This is a genomic window from Methanobacterium bryantii (assembly GCF_002287175.1).
GTDB classification, from domain to species: Archaea; Methanobacteriota; Methanobacteria; order Methanobacteriales; family Methanobacteriaceae; genus Methanobacterium_D; species Methanobacterium_D bryantii.
On the sequence record NZ_LMVM01000001.1, the window covers coordinates 638,814 to 657,269 of the forward strand.

Sequence of the window (18,456 nt, forward strand, 5' to 3'; positions counted from 1 at the left end):
TAAACTGGTTTTAGGAAAAAATAAATCGTGAAGGTGTTTAAATGAGCTGTTACAAATACTGGGGAAACATAGTGAATATATGCAAATCACTTGAAAAGTACGATGGCTGTAAAATAGGGGAATATCCTTTAGAAGAGGTTATACCTATCTTAGATGCTGTTGAAATCATTGCACATGATGAAAGTATTGATTTTGACTCAGCAAAACACATACTGGAAAATGAAAGGATGAACCAGGCCCTCAATACTATAAGGAAGTTCTATGTTGATGTTGGAACCAACCTGGAAATAGATAAGGCAAAAGAGATACTGGAAGCTGAAGATCCATGGGCCAAACTTTCATCGTTCCACTTCTATCGCAGGTATGAAAAGCTTGTAAACAACGAAGAAAACCTTGCAAAGTTCTCAAAAGGGGATAAACTCGTTTTTATAGGTGGTGGGCCTCTTCCTTTAACAATTATAATGTTCAATAAGTTTTTCGGCGTTAAAGGTACCAGTATTGAAGTAGTTCCGGAAATAGCGGATCTTTCAAGGAAAGTTCTTGAAAAACTTGGACTTAGCTCTCAGATAAATGTTGTTGATGGGAATGAAACTGTACTTTCCCACATGGACTATGATGGTGTTATGGTTGCGGCATTTGCAGAACCTAAAATGAGGGTTTTTGAACATGTTCACGAATCAGTTGAACCTGAAACCAAGATTCTTTACAGGACTTACAGTGGTATGAGGGCCATTCTTTACACGCCTATAAAACATGAGGATTTAGATGGTTTCACGGAGCTTGGAAGGGTTTTTCCAACAGGTAAAGTAAACAATACATCGGTACTTATTAAGAAGATAACATAAATTTATTTTTAAAGTTCTGTAAAAATTATCATATATTTATGAAATTATTTTTAAACTTCATGCAGTTACCTAAACATCACACTTGAACCATGAAATGTTATCTAATTTATTCAAACTTTTTACAAGGCTTTTTTAATTATCTTCTTAAGTGGTAAAATGGATTTGGAATACTTAAAAGATCTGAAAAAATGTGAATTGTGCAGCTGGAACTGTCAGGGTAAACAGGCTCGAAGGCGAGCGAGGAATATGCAGGGCCAGCATTCCTGAGGTAGCATATACAAGCCTCACTCCTATGCTGAAAAGTTATAGTTTAACACTACGGGGATGTTCTTTTAAATGTATGTACTGCAACGCTTACTGCATCTCGCAGTATCCTGATTCGGGATGGATGTACAGGGGTTATGTGCAACCAGAAAGTATGGTTCAAGAAGCCTTAAAATCTTTTAAAACTTCTTTTGCTCGAAGTAGGGACATAACTAAACTTAATTTTACTGGAGGAGAACTTTCTATTCACATACTCTATTTAGAAGCAGTAACGTCGAGAATGAAAGAAGAAATCCCTGAACTGAAAATTGGGATGGCTACAAATGGATTTTCCACACTTAAAACCATGAAACGACTGGTAAAAATATCGTCCAGTATCAATTTTGAAATAAAAGCATTTGACGATGAAATACACCATGCAATTACAGGTGCCACAGTGGGCCCAGTTTTAAAAAATGTTGAATGGTTAATGAGAAAGCATCCTGAAAAAATTAGAGTATTGAGAACTGTGGTTATACCCAGTATTAATGATTCTCAAGTCCTTAAAATAGCTCAATTTATTCAAGATATAAATCCCGATGTCCAGTATAGATTAGTTGGGTTTAGACCACATTTTATGTTTTACTATCATCGGGGCACCTCTAAAGAATTCATGCAGGAACTGGTTAAATCATGTAAGAAACTGGGAATGAAAAAAATAGATTACTCAGGTTATTATCCTTCTGAAAATGGTTTCAAGAAGCACGATAATAAAAAAGGAATAAAGCGAGCTTATAGCTATTTGAATGCTGCAGGATGCTACTAATGGCCTAGAAATTGTGGAATGTGCGTCGAAAAAAAACCATTGCCCGGCTGTAGTTAGGAACCTGGACCAATCTGCCTAAAGAATGAAATTTTAGAAACAGGCTGCAGAGCAGTATCTAGGCAATGTTACCATATCATGGTTTCGCCTGAAGATTATATTAAAATGATAAATGAAGGCTTTAATTATAAAGCATACAATAGCCTAAAAATAAATTGAACTTTGATAAAAATATAATACTTTTAAAAGTTGCTTAGGTTTAGGTTATTATTAATCAAGAATTTTTAGATGGAACTGGAGTGTTCCATATATATTCTTAATTTAAATTAGAAATAAGAAAAATGTTTAAAACTATCTCTTAACATTCTTTTTCTTATTTCCAGTAGATGTATTACAGGCCATTCTTGTACCTTTACCCTTTGCATATATTCCATATACTTTGTTTTTTTTGGTTGTATTTCTAGCAACTTGAGCTTTAGCACCTGTAGAATAAATTCCACTTCCTTTATTGCAAGAAGCTGTGTTATAGAATAAAGATGCGGATTTACCTGCAGAATAAATACCATTCTGGTAGTTGCTGTTTGCTGTATTTTTATAGATGTATGCTGAAGATCCTGTAGAATATATTCCACTACCCCTGTTAGAGTAAGCATTGTTTGAGAATATGGTAGAAGATGAACCCAAAGAACAGATTCCATGAATTTTATTGGAATAAATTTTATTGCCGTAAATAAAAACCTTTGATCCTTTAGAATGCACTCCATATTTATTGCTGTAGATAGTATTAGAATCTATCAAAGCGTTATAACCATAAGAATTGATGCCGCAGTTGGAATTGGATGAAAGTTTATTTTTAATGATTTTAACAGTGGATCCTGTTGAATATATTCCATTAATGGAGTTTTTAGTCATGTTGCAGCAGTAAATAGTCGTCTGGTAAGATGAAGACATGATACCATTTTGCTTGTTTGAATTAGATGTGGAATTTCTTATTAAAGCATTTGATCCTGTAGAATAAATTCCGTTTAAAAGGTTGTAGTTTGTTTTGGCATAAATTATATTGACTTTAGATCCAGATGAGAGGATTCCATTATTCTTATTGGAATTTGCTGTGATACTCACTAGATTAGCACCCGAACCTGTAGAATGAACTCCATTTTTTAAATTAGAAGATGCGATAACATCTGATATGATGGCATTGCTGCCTGCAGAATGTATGCCATTCCATGTATTGTTGCCTGCACTGACCACTGTGTAAAGGTACAGATTGCTGCATGTGGAATATATCCCGTTTTTAGTATTATTATTGGCAGTAACATACCATACACTGGCATTATTTCCAGCAAGATAAATACCATTCCATTTATTGGAGTTAGCACCTAAAACAAGACTCATTTGAAGGTTATTCCCTGTCGAGTAAATACCATTCTGGCTGTTGCTGGATGCATCATAAATAAAGTACAGTGTAGCGTTGTTTCCAGAGGTGCGTATTCCATTATTTTTATTGCCTGCGGCATAGCTGTAGCTTATTTGGGCATTATTTCCTGTAGAATAGATTCCATTTAGGGTATTGTAACTTAGTGTTGAGGAGGATACTGTGTTATTAGCACCCGATAGGTAGATACCATGTAATGTATTATATTTAGATTCAATGCAACTGAATTTGTTTCCGATGCCTGTGGAGTTAACACCTGAGTAACTATTTAACCATGCATAAGAATTGTTAACCATATTATTGTTTCCAGTTACATACATACCGTTCATATCATTGTAATGAGTATATGACTGGGATATGGTGGCATTATTTCCTTTAGAATAAATTCCATGTTCTTTATTGTAATTAGCATCGTTTAAAGTGAGATTTGCATGATATCCTCCTGAATAAATGCCTGATTTCTTGTTGTACTTGGACGAACTGTTGTAAATTGTAACATTATCTCCAGAAGAGCTAATTCCATGGGCATTATTCCATGTTACATTAGTGGCATTGAGATTAGCGTTATTTCCCTTGGAATTTATTCCATTTTTGCCGCAAAAAGAAATAACACTGCTTTTTATGGTGGCTTTATTCCCGGAAGAGATTATTCCGTCATTGCTGCTGGAGTAAATGCTATTGTTTTCCATATAAACATTATTTCCAGTTGAATTTATTCCATTTAATCCATAATAAATCTTATTGTTCGTTATGGCTGCATTACTTCCAGATGAACTTATCCCGTCTTTTCTGCTGGAATTAATGTAATTGTTTTCTATATGTGCATTATTTCCCGCAGAATTCACGGCAGAAAGCGTACTCCCGTTAATTGTATTATTGGAAACAGTAACATTGTCTCCTGAAATCTTAATGCCGTCTCTGGCAGAAGAGACAATGCTATTATTGTTTATAATTGCATTATTTCCATTTACTTTTAAAGAACCATTGATATTAAACCCAGAAACATGGGTACCATTAGCTGTACTTAAAATTTGGATAATATCACTGCTTCCATCACTAAAAAGGCTCACATTACCTCTGGCCAAAATAGATACTTGCTTATCAAGGATTATTGCTACATTTTTATATATGCCGTCCATAAATGTGAATGTATCCCCTTTTTTAAGCGTATAATCAACACCATTCAGGTTGAAGATGCTTGAAATCCCTGTAGAAGTAAATATACTAGTATAACTAGTATTATTCACATTATAATTTGCTGCAGAAACTGTACCTGTCATGCACAGGATGGCGAAAGCCATTATTGCAGTTAAAATTATTTTTTGTTTAAATAACATTGTTATCGCCCCTGATTTTATATAAATATCCGAAGTTCTCTTTAAAAAATTGATAAAAAGTCACGTTTTTATATTAAAATTATTAGTAGCTCTCAGTTATATTTAAATTTTTCTAAAATAGAGTAATACTCTAAATAATAATTTATTAGGATATTAAAACGAAAAATATTAATTAAATTAATATATTTAGTTATATAATGCTATTATCAAGTTATTTTATTTATTTATTTTATAATTGTTATCGAAAAATTTAACTGAATCAGATTCCTGAAAAAATGAATATTTATGCGCTTGATTTTAACATGAAATGCATTTAATTAAATATGCATATGGTGCTGGTTTTTTAATTTTAAAAAGTATGCTGCTTATGTTTTTAAATATTCATCAAAACATGGAATACACATAACACTGCCCTTTTTTATCCGCGCCCTGTGTACTGCAACGAGTTCTCCACATATATCACATTTAACAGACTGGAACATCTGGATCTTATCGGGGATTTCAATTTCTGTGGTTTTTATATTGAACAATTCATCATAGGGCATGTCCAGAATTTTTTGAGTTATTTCATTTTTTTGATTTTCAAATTCCATTTTATCTTTGCTGCTGGCTGATCCAGAAAATATTTTGTCCCGGAGCATGTCAAATTCAGGATACATTTCGTCTATATTTTTATTTAAAGATAAACGCACTGCATCTCCAGTATTTTTATTTATGAATGTGTATACATGTTTTCCGTGGTCTTTAAATATTAAATTACCTTTTCCAAAGGTACAGCCGGTAATAACCTGCACTGCATCTATGCTGCAGCTGTCATTTTCTACGATTGTCAAAAGCTTTTCATCGGTTATATTGAGTTGTTTAATGGCTATTTTTCCTGCCATGTATCCTATAGCTGTTCCTGGGCAAATATGGCCATGGAATTTGACAACATCTAAAAATTTTCTATTTTTAGTGTTCAGGAAAATTTCTGATTTTCCTTCAACATCTAAAAATTTTCTATTTTTAGGGCCTTTGAAAACTTTGTTTTCGGGGTGCAAATCGTAGATTTGCAGGTTTTTATTTTTGGGGAGATAAAATGTATTACTTAGTTTATCTTCCGAAAAATGACATATTTTCTTTGATTTTTCCATTTTATCACCTGTCCTCAATTTCACGTGATTTTTATTTCCAAATAGTTTTAAGAACATATGGGCTGCAATAAGTAATAGTTAAATTATTTTTAATTATTTATTGCTTTTAAAGACTTCCTGCTTATTGTTGCAATTGGTTCTCGATTTTTTCCTATTTTGGATTAATAATAATCTTAGAGAGTGTGCACTGCATGTATGAATTTCTTTAAGCCATTTATTGTATTTTATTTCATTTTCCATGTTTTATGCCTATTTAAACTTTATTTTGAATAATTACTGTTCAAATCGGTTTATCCTTATTTCATGATTTAGGAATAAGATGAATACAGTCCTAAAAATATTCCATTTTTATCTTATAAAACTTGGTATGATGTGATATTATGTAAAAATAAGTGGTAAAATCCATATTATGTTTTATTAACATTTGAATATAGATAATATCGTGTGTATTCTGGGCGCCTCTATTTTAAACTTTCTAAACATTACATTACCACTAATAATCATTAAATTTTAACCTATATAAATATTAGCTTTTTATTAAATAGTATTAATATTTCAATTAAATTTAAATGAAAATTATTACGATATCTCTATGGATTTCTGGGCTAATTGTAAAAATATTTTATTTTATATTCGTAATTTCTATAAATTAATAAGAAATAAAGTTTTTCATCTTTTAGAGTAATAAATATACTTATTTATTACTAAAAAGCAAGTATTGGGGTTAAAAGTAATAATAAAAATAAAATAGAAAGTGTTAAATATATTGAAAACCAATTTTCTGTCTGTGATGGCAAAACCACTGTAAAGTATTATTTAAACACGAATTCGTTGGCATAATTATTAATTAATCCCTCTTTGCCATCACTTTTTCTTCTTAAATATAACTTAACCTTCAATTGAGGTGTTAAAATGGAATCTGGTAAAACAATTGAATCAAATAATATTAAAGAACAACTTATGAAACTTGGAAGAGGATCTGGAGATAAAGATACATGCATTGCATGGGTAAAATTTCCCTATAGCAAAAGCAACCTGAAAATAATAAAAGAATCATTAAAGGAACTAAATTGGAATAAAAAAGATTATAGGTTAACATATGATGAAAACATTATTTTTATAGATAAAGAACTGCTTTAGAAAGAGTATATTAAAAATTTTTAAATTAAGTATATATTTTTTAGTTAGGTATTACAATTTTGATTAAATTAGCCTTGAAAGTAATAATACGAAGTAAATAGAAAGTATTATATAGAAAAAGCACTAATTCTTCTTTGTAGTGGTAAACGCATTGATTAAGTATTACAATTAGTTAGAAATAGCTTCTTTAATTATTACTTTGCTATTTTAGCATGAATCCTCACACTAAAATATTTTCTTAGGTATTTAAGAGATTGAATATATCAAAAACTTTTAACCAATGAGGTATAAGGCATTTAAATCTTATTTTAAAATTTAATGTCCTATACCTTTTGAGGGATTATAATGAATTACAAGGATGATGTTGAATTATTAAAAATGAAAAAAATAATAACATTAGATTTAGTAATTAAAAAATTAATAGAATTAGATTTTGACTTTGAAAAAAAAGCTACCTGTGTTGCGTGGGTAACTTTTCCATACAGTGAAGAGAATTTAAAAACAGTAGAAACTGCTTTAAGAAAGCTTAATTGGACGGCTGAAGAATACATATTAAACCATGATGAAGATTTTATTTTTGTTGAAAAAGATATAACTCATTAAACTGTTTTTTAGGGCATGCTTCTGACATTTAGCTTTGATAGTAATGGGTTTGTAATTTTATTAAGTTATAGATAATGATATGTCTTGTGGATTTAAATAGCCCCTTAATTCCATACGCCCAGAACTCCTGATTAAAGGAAAGTTCAACATGTAAGTTAATCTTTTTGTGTAAATTTTTTCATATAATCATGTATGTCTTTTGATTCTAAGAAATCTATAAGAATGGGGTCTTCCTTAATATTCATATAGATTGTATAAATTTTATAGTAAATGAGTACATCACGGAGGAATTATCACTATGATAACTGTAGAAGATGCTATGGCTAAAGATGTAGTTAAATTTAAAGATGTTGATACAATAGCTTATGTTACAGAAGTTTTAAGGGGAAAAAATATAAGTGGGGCCCCAATAGTTGATGAAGATAATAAGGTAATTGGTATCGTAAGTGAAGGGGATATAATGAGACTTATTGAAGTTCATTCTCCTAACCTTAACCTGCTTTTACCAGCCCCATTTGATTTAATTGAACTTCCTGTAAGAATGGAAGTTGGATATGAAGAGATAGCAAACGATGTAAGAAAGGCAGCATCTGTTTTAGTCGGCGAAATAATGACCAAAAAAGTCAGAACCACAAAAAAAGACGCTTCAATTTCTGATGCAGCAGCATTAATGGATAAACATAACGTCAACAGGCTCCCTGTAGTTGATGAAAATAACAAATTAGTAGGTATTGTAACAAGGGGAGATATCATAGGTGCTTTGGTGAGGAAGGAATGAGTAAGCGAATTGCTATTTATGGTAAAGGTGGAATTGGAAAATCCACTATTGTTTCCAATATAGCTGCAGCCTATTCTAAAGATTATAACGTGCTTGTAATTGGATGTGACCCTAAAGCTGATACAACAAGGACTCTTATAGGTAAAAGATTGCCTACTATCCTTGATATTGTAAAAAAAAAGAAGAACGCATCCATTGAAGAGGTTTTATTTGAAGGATATGGAAATGTTAAATGTGTGGAAAGTGGAGGTCCTGAACCTGGAGTTGGATGTGCTGGAAGAGGCGTTATAGTTGCAATGGGGCTTCTAGACAAACTGGGAACATTTTCTGATGATATAGATATTATTATCTATGACGTGCTTGGAGACGTGGTCTGCGGTGGATTTGCAGTACCTCTTAGGGAAGATTTCGCTGACGAAGTTTATATAGTGACTTCTGGGGAGTATATGGCATTATATGCTGCCAATAATATCTGCAGGGGTATTAAAAAGCTTAAAAGTAACCTTGGAGGCATCATCTGCAACTGCCGAGGAATTGAAAATGAGGTTCAGATTGTAAGTGAATTTGCGGGTAAAGTTGGAAGCAAGGTTATAGGTGTTATTCCTCGCAGTGAAATGGTTCAAAAGAGCGAAATCGACGCAAAGACCGTTATTGAGAAATTTGGAGAATCTGAACAGGCTGATCTTTATAGGAAGCTTGCAAAATCTATATGCTCCAATGAAGATTTTGTTATTCCAGAACCTATGGGTGTAGATGAGTTTGATGAATTCTTTAGAGGATTTCAATAATTCCGTCACAAATCCTCAAAAACCCTGTTTTTTGCGGTTTGGAAATTACAAATCTACAAATATTTGTAGATTTGTAAACTTGCGAAAAAGTCGCAAGAATTATAAATTTCCTTAACTCAAATTTTTTTTTATTTTTGAAGGGTTTTCACAATCTTTGATTGTGATACCCAGAAATCATAGATTTCACTGATTTATTTTTTTAAAATTGAAATGTGGCACTTGTAATTGTAAGTGTCTAAGATCAGGTATTTGGGTAAAATATTAATATTGATCTGTGATATTCTAATTTCATTTTTGTGGATATGTGCAAAAGCATTTATGTGCATTATTTCTCTAAATTTTTAATATTGTACCAAAAAGATGGTATGAATCGACTTTATGTGAGTAAAAATGATATGATTTTTAAAATAATCACAGGATTAAACGATAAATATATATAGGATAGTTTAAATAGGATATATTGACAAAACAAAAATGAGGTGAATGTTTATGGCAGAATTACCATTAGCTCCAGTCGGAAGAATCATAAAAAATGCTGGTGCTCAAAGAGTAAGCGAAGATGCAACAGAAGCTTTAGCAAAAGCTTTAGAAGCTAAAGGCGAAGAAATAGCAGCAGAAGCTGTTAAACTCGCAAAACACGCTGGAAGAAAAACAGTTAAAGCATCAGACATAGAATTAGCTGTTAAAAATTTATAAATTTTTTTAATGTAGCCAAATCTTGGCAGGGTATGCCTTAAACACTGTTAGTGTTTAAAGCCGGTGAATTCAGGTTCAGCGGCTGCAGAAGTTTTATAAACTTCTGTAAGGCTCTACTTTTTATTTTTCACTTAAATCTATTCAAATTAACATGCTGCTGTAAAATACTCATACTTTTTTTAAACTGTTTTAATTTTAAGCTCATTAAACCTAAAATTAACTTTTTCAAAAATTAGGATTAGCAGTTATAAAAAGAGTTATTGATTGTCATGTAGACGTATTTGGATTGAATCAGAACTGATAACAGTTCAATATTTCTATCTTCAAATGAAAAAAATGAATTTTAAATTATAAGATTGATTTAATCTTAAAATTGATTGTTTTAAATAACTTTATTTTGTAATAAGTATCTATAAGTCATTAGCTGTTTTTTCCTGGTTTAAAATCATCCTCGTTGTAGTTACACTCTTTGCACGGGAAAGAATTTCGCTGTGACCATCAGACTTAATTTTTGCCTTAATTTCTTCAAGTAATTCTTTTAATTCAGCGGGCTTGCATGAATATGCTTTGTTTAATAAATCTTCTGAGTTTTCTTTTGTTTTATTATTATATTTCTTAAATTTCATTTGTCTAACCTTTTAAAATTCTAAGATTTTAGAGTATACATGTTTATATTAGTTAGTAGTGTCTAATTTGATTTTAAATGTCAATTGAGTTATCTATAGTAATTTTTGTTCTTTCTGGACTTAATTATCGTTTTATAGGAATTTATCAATAGTTAAGATATTTGTAGATTTTTAAATCCCTACATTTTGAATATTTTTGTTAAATCTAATGATTTAATAAAACTCAATAAGCCTTAAAAAGTGTTTAATTAGTTATAGTCATTAATTTTTACATTATACTAATATACATTACAGTTTTAGCTATTTAACCAAAATATATTAATATATTTCGGAAATAGTGATTAATATATCATGGGAAATAGTATTTAAATAATAATATTTTTGGGAAATAAAAACATTTTAAGATCTTTTTTTTGGATATTTAGAGAAAATTAAGTTGTATAAATGAAATAGCAATTTATTTTGGGGGAATATACTTAATTACATTCTTTAAAAACTTAATCACCTATAAAATCCCTGTTTTAGTAATGCAAAAAAACAATAATAAAAATATACATAGTATTACATGGTGGAAGTATGGTGAAGATACCTGAGTTAAAAAGAGGAATAGCAGATAATACAACAGAACTTATAGGTAACACTCCTTTGGTAAGGTTAAACAAAATTAATGAAGGGGCAGATGCAGAAATTATAGCGAAATTAGAATCTTTCAACCCTTTAAGCAGCGTAAAAGATAGGATAGGGGTTGCAATGGTTGAATATGGGGAGGAACAGGGTTTAATTAATAAAGATACTGTACTGGTAGAACCTACAAGTGGGAATACAGGTATAGCTCTTGCATTTGTTGCAGCGGCAAAGGGTTATAAATTGATTCTTACAATGCCTGATACAATGTCAATAGAGCGGCGGAAGCTGCTTGCACTTTTTGGGGCTGAAATTGTACTCACCCATGGTGCAGGTGGAATGAAAGGTGCAGTAGCAAAAGCTGAAGAACTTGCAGAAAACACACCCAATGCTGTTATGCTGCAGCAGTTTAAAAACCCTGCAAACCCTAAAATTCACAGGGAAACAACTGCACATGAACTATTAAGAGATACTGGCGGTAAAGTTGATATCGTAGTGGCAGGTGTAGGCACTGGTGGAACAATAACTGGTATTGCAGAAGTTTTAAAGGAAAAAAATCCTGATTTTAAAGCAGTTGCAGTTGAACCTGTTAATTCCCCAGTTCTATCTGGTGGGCAACCAGGGCCTCACAAAATACAGGGAATTGGTGCGGGTTTTGTTCCTGATGTGCTTAGAAAAGATTTGATTGATGAAATTATAAAAGTTGAAGATGACGATGCTGCAAAAACTATGTTGATGCTGGCAAGAAAAGAAGGAATCTTTGCGGGTATATCATCGGGAGCCGCAACATGGGCCGCCCTTAAACTGGCTAAAAGAGAGGAAAATAAAGGTAAAAGAATTGTTGTAATACTTCCAGATACTGGAGAAAGGTATTTGAGCATGGAATGGGTATTTGAAGAAGTATTCAACGAATATGAAACTGAAGAATTTACAAATTAAGGTTAAATTCTCCTCGGGTTTTATCAGAATTTGATCAGGGCTTGACTACAGCACTGTCAAATTTGACTTCTTCAACTACTTTCTAGCCTAACTCTTTTTTATCAAAACCTTAATAAATCAAGTATTTTATTCTCAACATGTCTATTTTGACCTTTATATGGAAAATTATGGGGATAAAGTACTGGGTTGAAATTTAATTCAATAATGCTGTGGTTGTTTTTATCTGGCTTTGCTTTTATATCATGGATGATCATGTCCACCCCACAGATCTTCGCGCCTACTGCCTTTGTTGAGTTTACGGCGATGATCTTGTAATGTTCCAGCACATCATCCGTAAAATCGATGCTGTCACCACCTGTACTGATATTGGAATTTTCCCTGAGATATACAATTTCTCCACTATTTGGAACATAAGATATGTTTTTCATTTGAGAAGCCAGGTAATTCTCTTCAACTGGACCTATGCTGATTTTCTCAAGTGGAGTTAAATACCCTTTACCCCTCATAGGATTCATATTTTTTTCAAAAACCAGTTCTTTAATGTTTTGTGTTCCATCACCTACAACATTTGCCGGAACTCGGTGCATCACTGCCGCAACTTCATCGTCAATTACTAGAAATCTATATTCTTTCCCTGGTATGAATTCTTCAATCATAACAGAGTTATCATAGCTTAATGCATGTGTAACTGCTTTTATATATTCTTCTTTAGACTTTAAACATTTTAATATTAGAACACCGTCTCCAAAATTAGTGGATTTAGGTTTTATCACAATATCTTTATGTATAAAGTTGGAATATTTATCTAGAGCTTTATTTATATTGTCCACGGTTACACTGGAAGGCACATTAATGTTATGCTCCTTAAGAACCAACTTTGTTATTTCTTTGTTTTCCATGATCAAGGGGGCTATATATGTATCTACAGAGGTTTTTGTAGCCTGCTTAACGTATTCAACGTTATTTCCTTTTTTTAAGCGAATGAAGTTATCATCAGGGTCAAGTACTTCTACTTCAACTCCCCTTTTTAAAGCTTCATTTATAACAATTTGAGTTGAAAGTTCTAGTCTTTCATAGTTTGTTTGCATAAGCCGCCTCTTTTGATATTGTTGTTATTTAAATTAGTCATGATGGTATTGTTTTGTAAATTATTTTTAGCCCATCTTGTTCCAAATTCTAAAAAATTTTCATTATTTTCTTTCATTTCCATGTTTATCATTTCAGAGGGTAATAATGACATATCAAGAAGCTTTTGATGCTCTTTTTCTACACTTAGAATATATTTATTGTCTCCAGTGCCCATGTAAATTAAATCTGCTATAGTTTTAAGCCTTTTAAATATCTCGTCTCCCCATGATTTCAGACTGATCTCTTTTTTATCATATTTTTGGAGCATTAAATCTTTTTTCCTTCCAAAAAGTGATACTAGCTGGTGGTTTAAGTTCATTTTGGTATGTTCATCTTCAGTGAGGGGGGAACTTTCTTCAAACAGGCAGAAGAGCATGAAAACTTGAAGGAAGTTCATTTGTTCAATGCTTAAACCCATCTTTTCAAATGGATTTAAATCTAAAATTCTTACTTCCACATATTTCACACCTCTTTTTTCCAGCGCATCTAGCGGTGTTTCCCCTTCTTCAACAGCCTGTTTCAGTCGAATTGAAGAGTAAAATTCATTTTCTTTTTGCAAAACATTCTCATTGAGCTGTATTTGAGAGCCGTTCCGGTAAATGCCTATTTTTGAATATTTCTCATCCTTAGTTGACATCATCTTACGAAGCTTTGTAGAGTACTCTTCCAGGCTGTTGAAGTACATCTTCTCATTTTTAAGACTGTTTGAATAGCCAAATCTGCTTACACGTAGAGATGTTGCGTATTGGTTGAAATTTTCAATGATGCCTGCACAGCTGGGGCAGCATTTTTGAATTATCTCAAGTTCCCTGTTTATAACGGAATGGTAAGTGGGATGACAGAATGGTGAAGCACCAAAAAGGTAAATTAACACCCATCTGTATCGTAAAAAGTTTCTTGCAAGTCCAAAATGTATTTCATCGATAAATGAACGCTTATCCTTTCTATTTCCGAATTTTTTGTATAAATAATCAATCATGCAATCGCTAAAAGAAAAATTGTAGTGAATTCCAGATATCATCTGCATTTTTTTACCATATCTCACTGCCAGCCCTTTTCTATATATCTCCATATTTTTTCCATTCTCAGAACCAGGGAAACGTGCAATGGGAATGTGATCTTCATCTGGAAGTTTAGGGGGCATGCTGAACGGCCATAGGAGCTCGTCACCTATGCCACTTTCAACTTCATGGCTTATGGTGCTTAATTCGTTATAAACTTCTTCAGCTGAATTGAATGTTGCAGTTATCATTTCAATTTGACTTTCAGAAAAGTCAGTGGTAATACGTGGATTTTTGGTTTTGTCCCCAAATAATGGGGGGTGGGGTGTTAAAGCAAGATATCCTGAGGAATAAACCCTCTGACACTCTTTTTCCAGGCCAAAATTACCTTCTACCAATAATTTCCCTTTATTATCCTTTAAAAAAGACTTTGATATTTCTGAAAAATTCCAGTTCATAAAATCCTCTTTTTAATCAGTAATTAATTATTCATGGTTTAAAAACAGCACAACGTCATTATCTACTGTTACTATTTATAATTCGGTAAATGTTCATAGATTTCTTAAGTATAGGTTGCTACATTAAATAAAATTAATAAAATTGTTTGAATATGTAAATTAAGACTTTTTTACATTTATATTTTTTTGATGGTGTTATAGGGGGTTTCAAAATTTTTGGAAACCTAAGTTTTATGATCTATATATTTCGTTAATTTCCATTAAGTCAGTATATTAGTATGTCGCCATTGCCACAGCTGAAAAATTTATGATAAATGGTTAAAATTATGTTATATCGATGCTGATTTACTTCGTTAAATCTAGCTATAACGAAGCACACGAAAATTTTTAATTTTTAGAACATTCAAACACAAAGTGTTTGATGCGTAAAAATTACATTTTTGACAGTTTGAAAAATTCGTAGAATTTTAAAAAATGCAAAGCATGCAAACCTTCATTTTTTGCATCAAAAAAGAAGTTTTTGACAGCTTTTTCTAACTCCCAATCTTTCAGTTTTTGAGGTATTTGTGACGTGCAAAAATCTGTGATCTTTGACCGTAAGTTAAAAATTTATATATCTTCGATATTTTTATGTAATTTTGTTTGTATTAAGTTTAATTACAAGTTAAATATTAAGATCAGTAAAATATAGCAAATATAATGCTGTACATATACCCCTAAAGGTGTAAATATGTTAAACTTTTTATTTTATAGTACTCCAGATTCACTCGTTTAATTAAATACATTAAAAATATAAATTAACTGGATTTTGTATGTGAATAATTAAATTATTATATAATAATTACATTCATTCAGTTTCAGAAATAAGATGTGTGCCTGGACACTAAATTGGTATATTTAGCGCCCATGAACTTAAGTGTATTACTTAATTTAGTTGAGTTTATGAAGCAGGAATAACGGAGGGGGATTATTGGCCCATGCTAATTGTATAAATGTTGCAGTTTAAAAACTATAATATACATAAGTAATCCTTATGAATTCTTTTTAAAATACTAGAAAATTACATTTAATTAAACTAAATTTGAGATTATTCCTAACTTTTTTAAATGAATTTAACTTTTTTTTATTCTAAATTTTTTCTGCTGATATCATAATTATATAATTTAAGATATAGTGCTCAAAAATTGTATTGATTGACTTTATGTGAGTAAAAATGATATGATTTTTAAAATAATCCTAAAATTAAACGATAAATTTATATAAAATTACTAAGAGATAATATAATAATAAAATAAAAAATGAGGTGATAGGTATGACTGAATTACCAGTTGCTCCAGTTGGAAGAATCATAAAAAATGCAGGTGCTCAAAGAGTAAGTGATGATGCAAGGGACGAGTTAACAAAAGTATTGGAAGAAATGGGTGAAGAAATAGCTGCAGAAGCTGTTAAACTTGCAAAACACGCAGGACGAAAAACAGTTAAAGCATCAGACATTGAACTAGTCGTTAAAAAATTATAGGCACTTTTTCTTTTTTAAACTCAATAATTCTTTCTTTTTTTCTAAAAAATATTATAACTTATAAAAATTCTGGATCTTGTTCAGCAATGCAGAATCCACAGACTGCACCAGGATTGTCATTTTGATTTTCTTTTACGGGGCATAAATAAACCCCATTTTCATATTTAACCTTAAATTTCCCTGGAAATAAAGTTCCAGAAGGATGAACAGACTTTTCTAAAATAAAAGTTGTATAGAGGGACATTATTTTATATATCTTGAAAAAATCAGGATCAAAACCTTCGCCTGTTTCTACATGGGTTTTGCTCATTTAGAAGTTTCACAGCTTCTTGAAGGTCAGCATAATTCACTTGCTCTCTATATTCTTTTTGGTCATCTTTTAAAACTTTAAGCCTTGTAATAAATGCTTCATTGTAAGATTTAAGGTATTCTTCCCTGCACATATTTAGCATCTTCACTTAAAAATATAGAAGCCTTCATTATATCCATTATGCATATTTTTGATACTTCTTTTTTAAAATATGCATCAATTCATTCTTATTTAATTTTTAAATGTATCTATATCTTTTAACATATAAACCATTTATTTATCAGTTTTTTTAAGACATTCTGGACAGATATAAACATCTTTATCTGTTGAAAAAATCTTGATTTTTTCACAAGTAAAATCAGAGATTTTACGTGTTTTAAACACTTTATCACAAACTTCACATATGGCTTCTTTAAAGCCCTCTTTATGTGGTTTAATACTTGCACAACATGAGAATGGTCCAATGTTGCGATTACCTTCCATCACTGGTTTATTTTTTTTGTCAGTCATTTAAATTACCTGCAAATTTATAAAAGGGATTTAACCGCAGCAGCTTCCCCCACCTAAACCAAGACCTAAATTATTTAAAAATGCCGCATATCCTTTATCCACGAGTTGAGCCTGATCTACAAGTCCATAAACTTCTATTTTTCCGGATGAAAGTAAATCTATGAATTTTGAGGAAGTATTGTCTTTTAATATTTGTGCAATATCTTTTTCATCGAGTATAAAAAGTAAATCTGCAACAGGACTTTCTAATTTCTGCAGGCTCTTTAAATCTTTTATATCTGTCTTTAAACTATTGTTTTCTTTTTCTATAGTTACTAATTTCTCTTTATTTTCGGTCATGGATATTGCAATAGCAGCACTATTAGTTAAATCATCAAATAAAGCAGAATTTTGTCTAGCCCAGTTGTCCCATATTCCAACTTTAAATTTTTTAGCTTGTTTTTCCTTTAATTTGGCATTCATTTTGTCAAATTTATTTTTAACGTGTTCATATCCTTTTTCTTCAAATGGACAAGCTTCTATGCAGTATGTACAGCCTTGACTGCAGCCTATACAATTTTTCTTTATAAGTTTAACTTCTTTCCCGCCGCAGCAGAGTTCTTTTTCTATTAACGCTTCGTGAGGACATGCTTTAACACATTTGCTACATTTATCACAGTATTCAGGTATCCATGCATTTTTATTATCCTCTTTTACCGGTAAATTAGCAATGCTTACAAATATTGCAGAAACTTTAAGTCTTGGACCAAGCTCCGGAGTTATTAAAAGGCCGCTTTTTCCTATATAACCTAAGCCTGCCTTTTGCCCAAGTGCAGAGAAATTAACGATCCCGCCCATTGGATGGGCAATTTCAGTGGCATATCCATTTTTTCTAAGATAATCTGAGAGCTTAGCTGTTAAAATAGCGGCCTTAACATATGCGATATCATTAAGATCCTTTGCATCTGCTCCAGGAGCGGTTTCAAGGATTTCATCACTCATTTCCATAGTGAAAACTATAGTAAATGGGTATTGAATGAATTTATCCTTAATCATTAAGTCAGGAGTCATTTGAGTATATTTTACGCTGCTGATACCTAAAGAATGAGCGTAATCTTCAAATTTTTGTATAAAATCATCAGCAGCTGTGAATTTAGGCTTATCTGGATTTTTTTCGCGTGATAAATCAGGTAACTCAATAGCTCCACAGCAACCTCCTCCTTCTGGTGCTACTGTACTTTCTGCCCCGCATCCACATCCACTATCCTCCTCAAGCTCTTGTGTAGTTTCTTCACTACACCTGCATTTTTCAGCTTCTTTTGAGGCATGTGAGTTGTTTAAAGTAGATTCATCTCCACATCCACAGTCACAATCTTCAGGCTCATCTCGTGTTTCTGCAGGTGGTTCATCGCCGCAGCCGCAGCCACACCCATTATCTTCTTCTATCTTCTCTTCAATTTCTTCGTCTAATTTATGGTCTTCACATCCACATTTAGTATAATTCATGATTTTCCCTCATTTTTATAAGTTTTACAAATTAT

18 protein-coding genes are annotated in these 18,456 nt (G+C 31.7%); 9 read left to right on the forward strand and 9 right to left on the reverse strand.

Annotation, left to right across the window (positions count from 1 at the left end; translation table 11 throughout):
* The first annotated feature begins 41 nt into the window (after positions 1-41).
* Positions 42-845 (forward strand): nicotianamine synthase family protein, encoded by an 804-nt coding sequence (locus ASJ80_RS02940; RefSeq protein WP_069582653.1) that lies wholly within the window; start codon positions 42-44, stop codon positions 843-845.
* Between the two features lie 190 nt (positions 846-1,035).
* Positions 1,036-1,914: a radical SAM protein gene (locus ASJ80_RS02945; RefSeq protein WP_069582652.1), complete on the forward strand. Its 879-nt coding sequence runs from the start codon at positions 1,036-1,038 to the stop codon at positions 1,912-1,914.
* Between the two features lie 348 nt (positions 1,915-2,262).
* Here the strand turns inward: ASJ80_RS02945 and ASJ80_RS02950 are convergent, their stop codons facing one another.
* Positions 2,263-4,683, reverse strand: a complete 2,421-nt coding sequence (locus ASJ80_RS02950) for a beta strand repeat-containing protein (protein WP_069582651.1) — start codon at positions 4,681-4,683, stop codon at positions 2,263-2,265.
* A gap of 365 nt (positions 4,684-5,048) precedes the next feature.
* Positions 5,049-5,816, reverse strand: coding sequence for an FmdE family protein (locus tag ASJ80_RS02955; RefSeq protein WP_083240844.1), 768 nt, complete (start codon positions 5,814-5,816; stop codon positions 5,049-5,051).
* 912 nt (positions 5,817-6,728) lie between these two features.
* Between ASJ80_RS02955 and ASJ80_RS02960 the strand changes: the two genes are divergently transcribed.
* The 5 genes from ASJ80_RS02960 (at position 6,729) to ASJ80_RS02980 (ending at position 9,821) form a co-directional block, all read left to right on the forward strand.
* Positions 6,729-6,956 (forward strand): hypothetical protein, encoded by a 228-nt coding sequence (locus tag ASJ80_RS02960; RefSeq protein ID WP_069582650.1) that lies wholly within the window; start codon positions 6,729-6,731, stop codon positions 6,954-6,956.
* Positions 6,957-7,301: 345 nt separating this feature from the next.
* The gene (locus ASJ80_RS02965) at positions 7,302-7,559 is read left to right on the forward strand and encodes a hypothetical protein (protein ID WP_069582649.1); all 258 of its coding nucleotides are present in this window, start codon (positions 7,302-7,304) and stop codon (positions 7,557-7,559) included.
* Between the two features lie 298 nt (positions 7,560-7,857).
* The gene (locus tag ASJ80_RS02970; RefSeq protein ID WP_069582648.1) at positions 7,858-8,337 is read left to right on the forward strand and encodes a CBS domain-containing protein; all 480 of its coding nucleotides are present in this window, start codon (positions 7,858-7,860) and stop codon (positions 8,335-8,337) included.
* On the forward strand, positions 8,334-9,125 hold the full coding sequence (gene cfbC, locus ASJ80_RS02975) for a Ni-sirohydrochlorin a,c-diamide reductive cyclase ATP-dependent reductase subunit (RefSeq protein ID WP_069582647.1): 792 nt from the start codon (positions 8,334-8,336) through the stop codon (positions 9,123-9,125). The genes ASJ80_RS02970 and cfbC overlap by 4 nt, the downstream gene beginning before the upstream one ends.
* 489 nt (positions 9,126-9,614) lie before the next feature.
* Positions 9,615-9,821: a histone family protein gene (locus tag ASJ80_RS02980; protein WP_048082423.1), complete on the forward strand. Its 207-nt coding sequence runs from the start codon at positions 9,615-9,617 to the stop codon at positions 9,819-9,821.
* A 410-nt stretch (positions 9,822-10,231) separates the two neighbouring features.
* Here ASJ80_RS02980 and ASJ80_RS02985 read toward each other — a convergent pair whose 3' ends face one another.
* The gene (locus tag ASJ80_RS02985) at positions 10,232-10,447 is read right to left on the reverse strand and encodes a hypothetical protein (protein ID WP_069582646.1); all 216 of its coding nucleotides are present in this window, start codon (positions 10,445-10,447) and stop codon (positions 10,232-10,234) included.
* A gap of 576 nt (positions 10,448-11,023) precedes the next feature.
* Between ASJ80_RS02985 and cysK the strand changes: the two genes are divergently transcribed.
* The gene (cysK, locus tag ASJ80_RS02990) at positions 11,024-12,010 is read left to right on the forward strand and encodes a cysteine synthase A (protein ID WP_069582645.1); all 987 of its coding nucleotides are present in this window, start codon (positions 11,024-11,026) and stop codon (positions 12,008-12,010) included.
* 101 nt (positions 12,011-12,111) lie between these two features.
* Here cysK and gshAB read toward each other — a convergent pair whose 3' ends face one another.
* On the reverse strand, positions 12,112-13,098 hold the full coding sequence (gene gshAB, locus ASJ80_RS02995) for a bifunctional glutamate--cysteine ligase GshA/glutathione synthetase GshB (protein WP_069582644.1): 987 nt from the start codon (positions 13,096-13,098) through the stop codon (positions 12,112-12,114).
* A complete protein-coding gene (locus tag ASJ80_RS03000) occupies positions 13,074-14,597 on the reverse strand; it encodes a glutamate--cysteine ligase (RefSeq protein ID WP_069582642.1) in 1,524 nt (507 codons plus the stop codon). Before ASJ80_RS03000 ends, gshAB begins: the two co-directional genes overlap by 25 nt.
* 1,312 nt (positions 14,598-15,909) lie before the next feature.
* Between ASJ80_RS03000 and ASJ80_RS03005 the strand changes: the two genes are divergently transcribed.
* On the forward strand, positions 15,910-16,116 hold the full coding sequence (locus tag ASJ80_RS03005; protein ID WP_048082428.1) for a histone family protein: 207 nt from the start codon (positions 15,910-15,912) through the stop codon (positions 16,114-16,116).
* 58 nt (positions 16,117-16,174) lie between these two features.
* Here the strand turns inward: ASJ80_RS03005 and ASJ80_RS03010 are convergent, their stop codons facing one another.
* The 4 genes from ASJ80_RS03010 to ASJ80_RS03020 all read right to left on the reverse strand — a co-directional run bounded on the left by ASJ80_RS03010 (position 16,175) and on the right by ASJ80_RS03020 (position 18,421).
* On the reverse strand, positions 16,175-16,426 hold the full coding sequence (locus ASJ80_RS03010; RefSeq protein ID WP_069582640.1) for a DUF2115 family protein: 252 nt from the start codon (positions 16,424-16,426) through the stop codon (positions 16,175-16,177).
* Complete coding sequence (locus ASJ80_RS16800; RefSeq protein WP_176720174.1) at positions 16,389-16,559, reverse strand: hypothetical protein; 171 nt, start codon at positions 16,557-16,559, stop codon at positions 16,389-16,391. The genes ASJ80_RS03010 and ASJ80_RS16800 overlap by 38 nt, the downstream gene beginning before the upstream one ends.
* 140 nt (positions 16,560-16,699) lie before the next feature.
* Entirely contained in the window at positions 16,700-16,936 is a 237-nt protein-coding gene (locus ASJ80_RS03015; protein ID WP_069582638.1) for a hypothetical protein, read from the reverse strand.
* 30 nt (positions 16,937-16,966) lie between these two features.
* Positions 16,967-18,421, reverse strand: coding sequence for a 4Fe-4S binding protein (locus ASJ80_RS03020; RefSeq protein WP_069582636.1), 1,455 nt, complete (start codon positions 18,419-18,421; stop codon positions 16,967-16,969).
* Between the last annotated feature and the right edge of the window lie 35 nt (positions 18,422-18,456).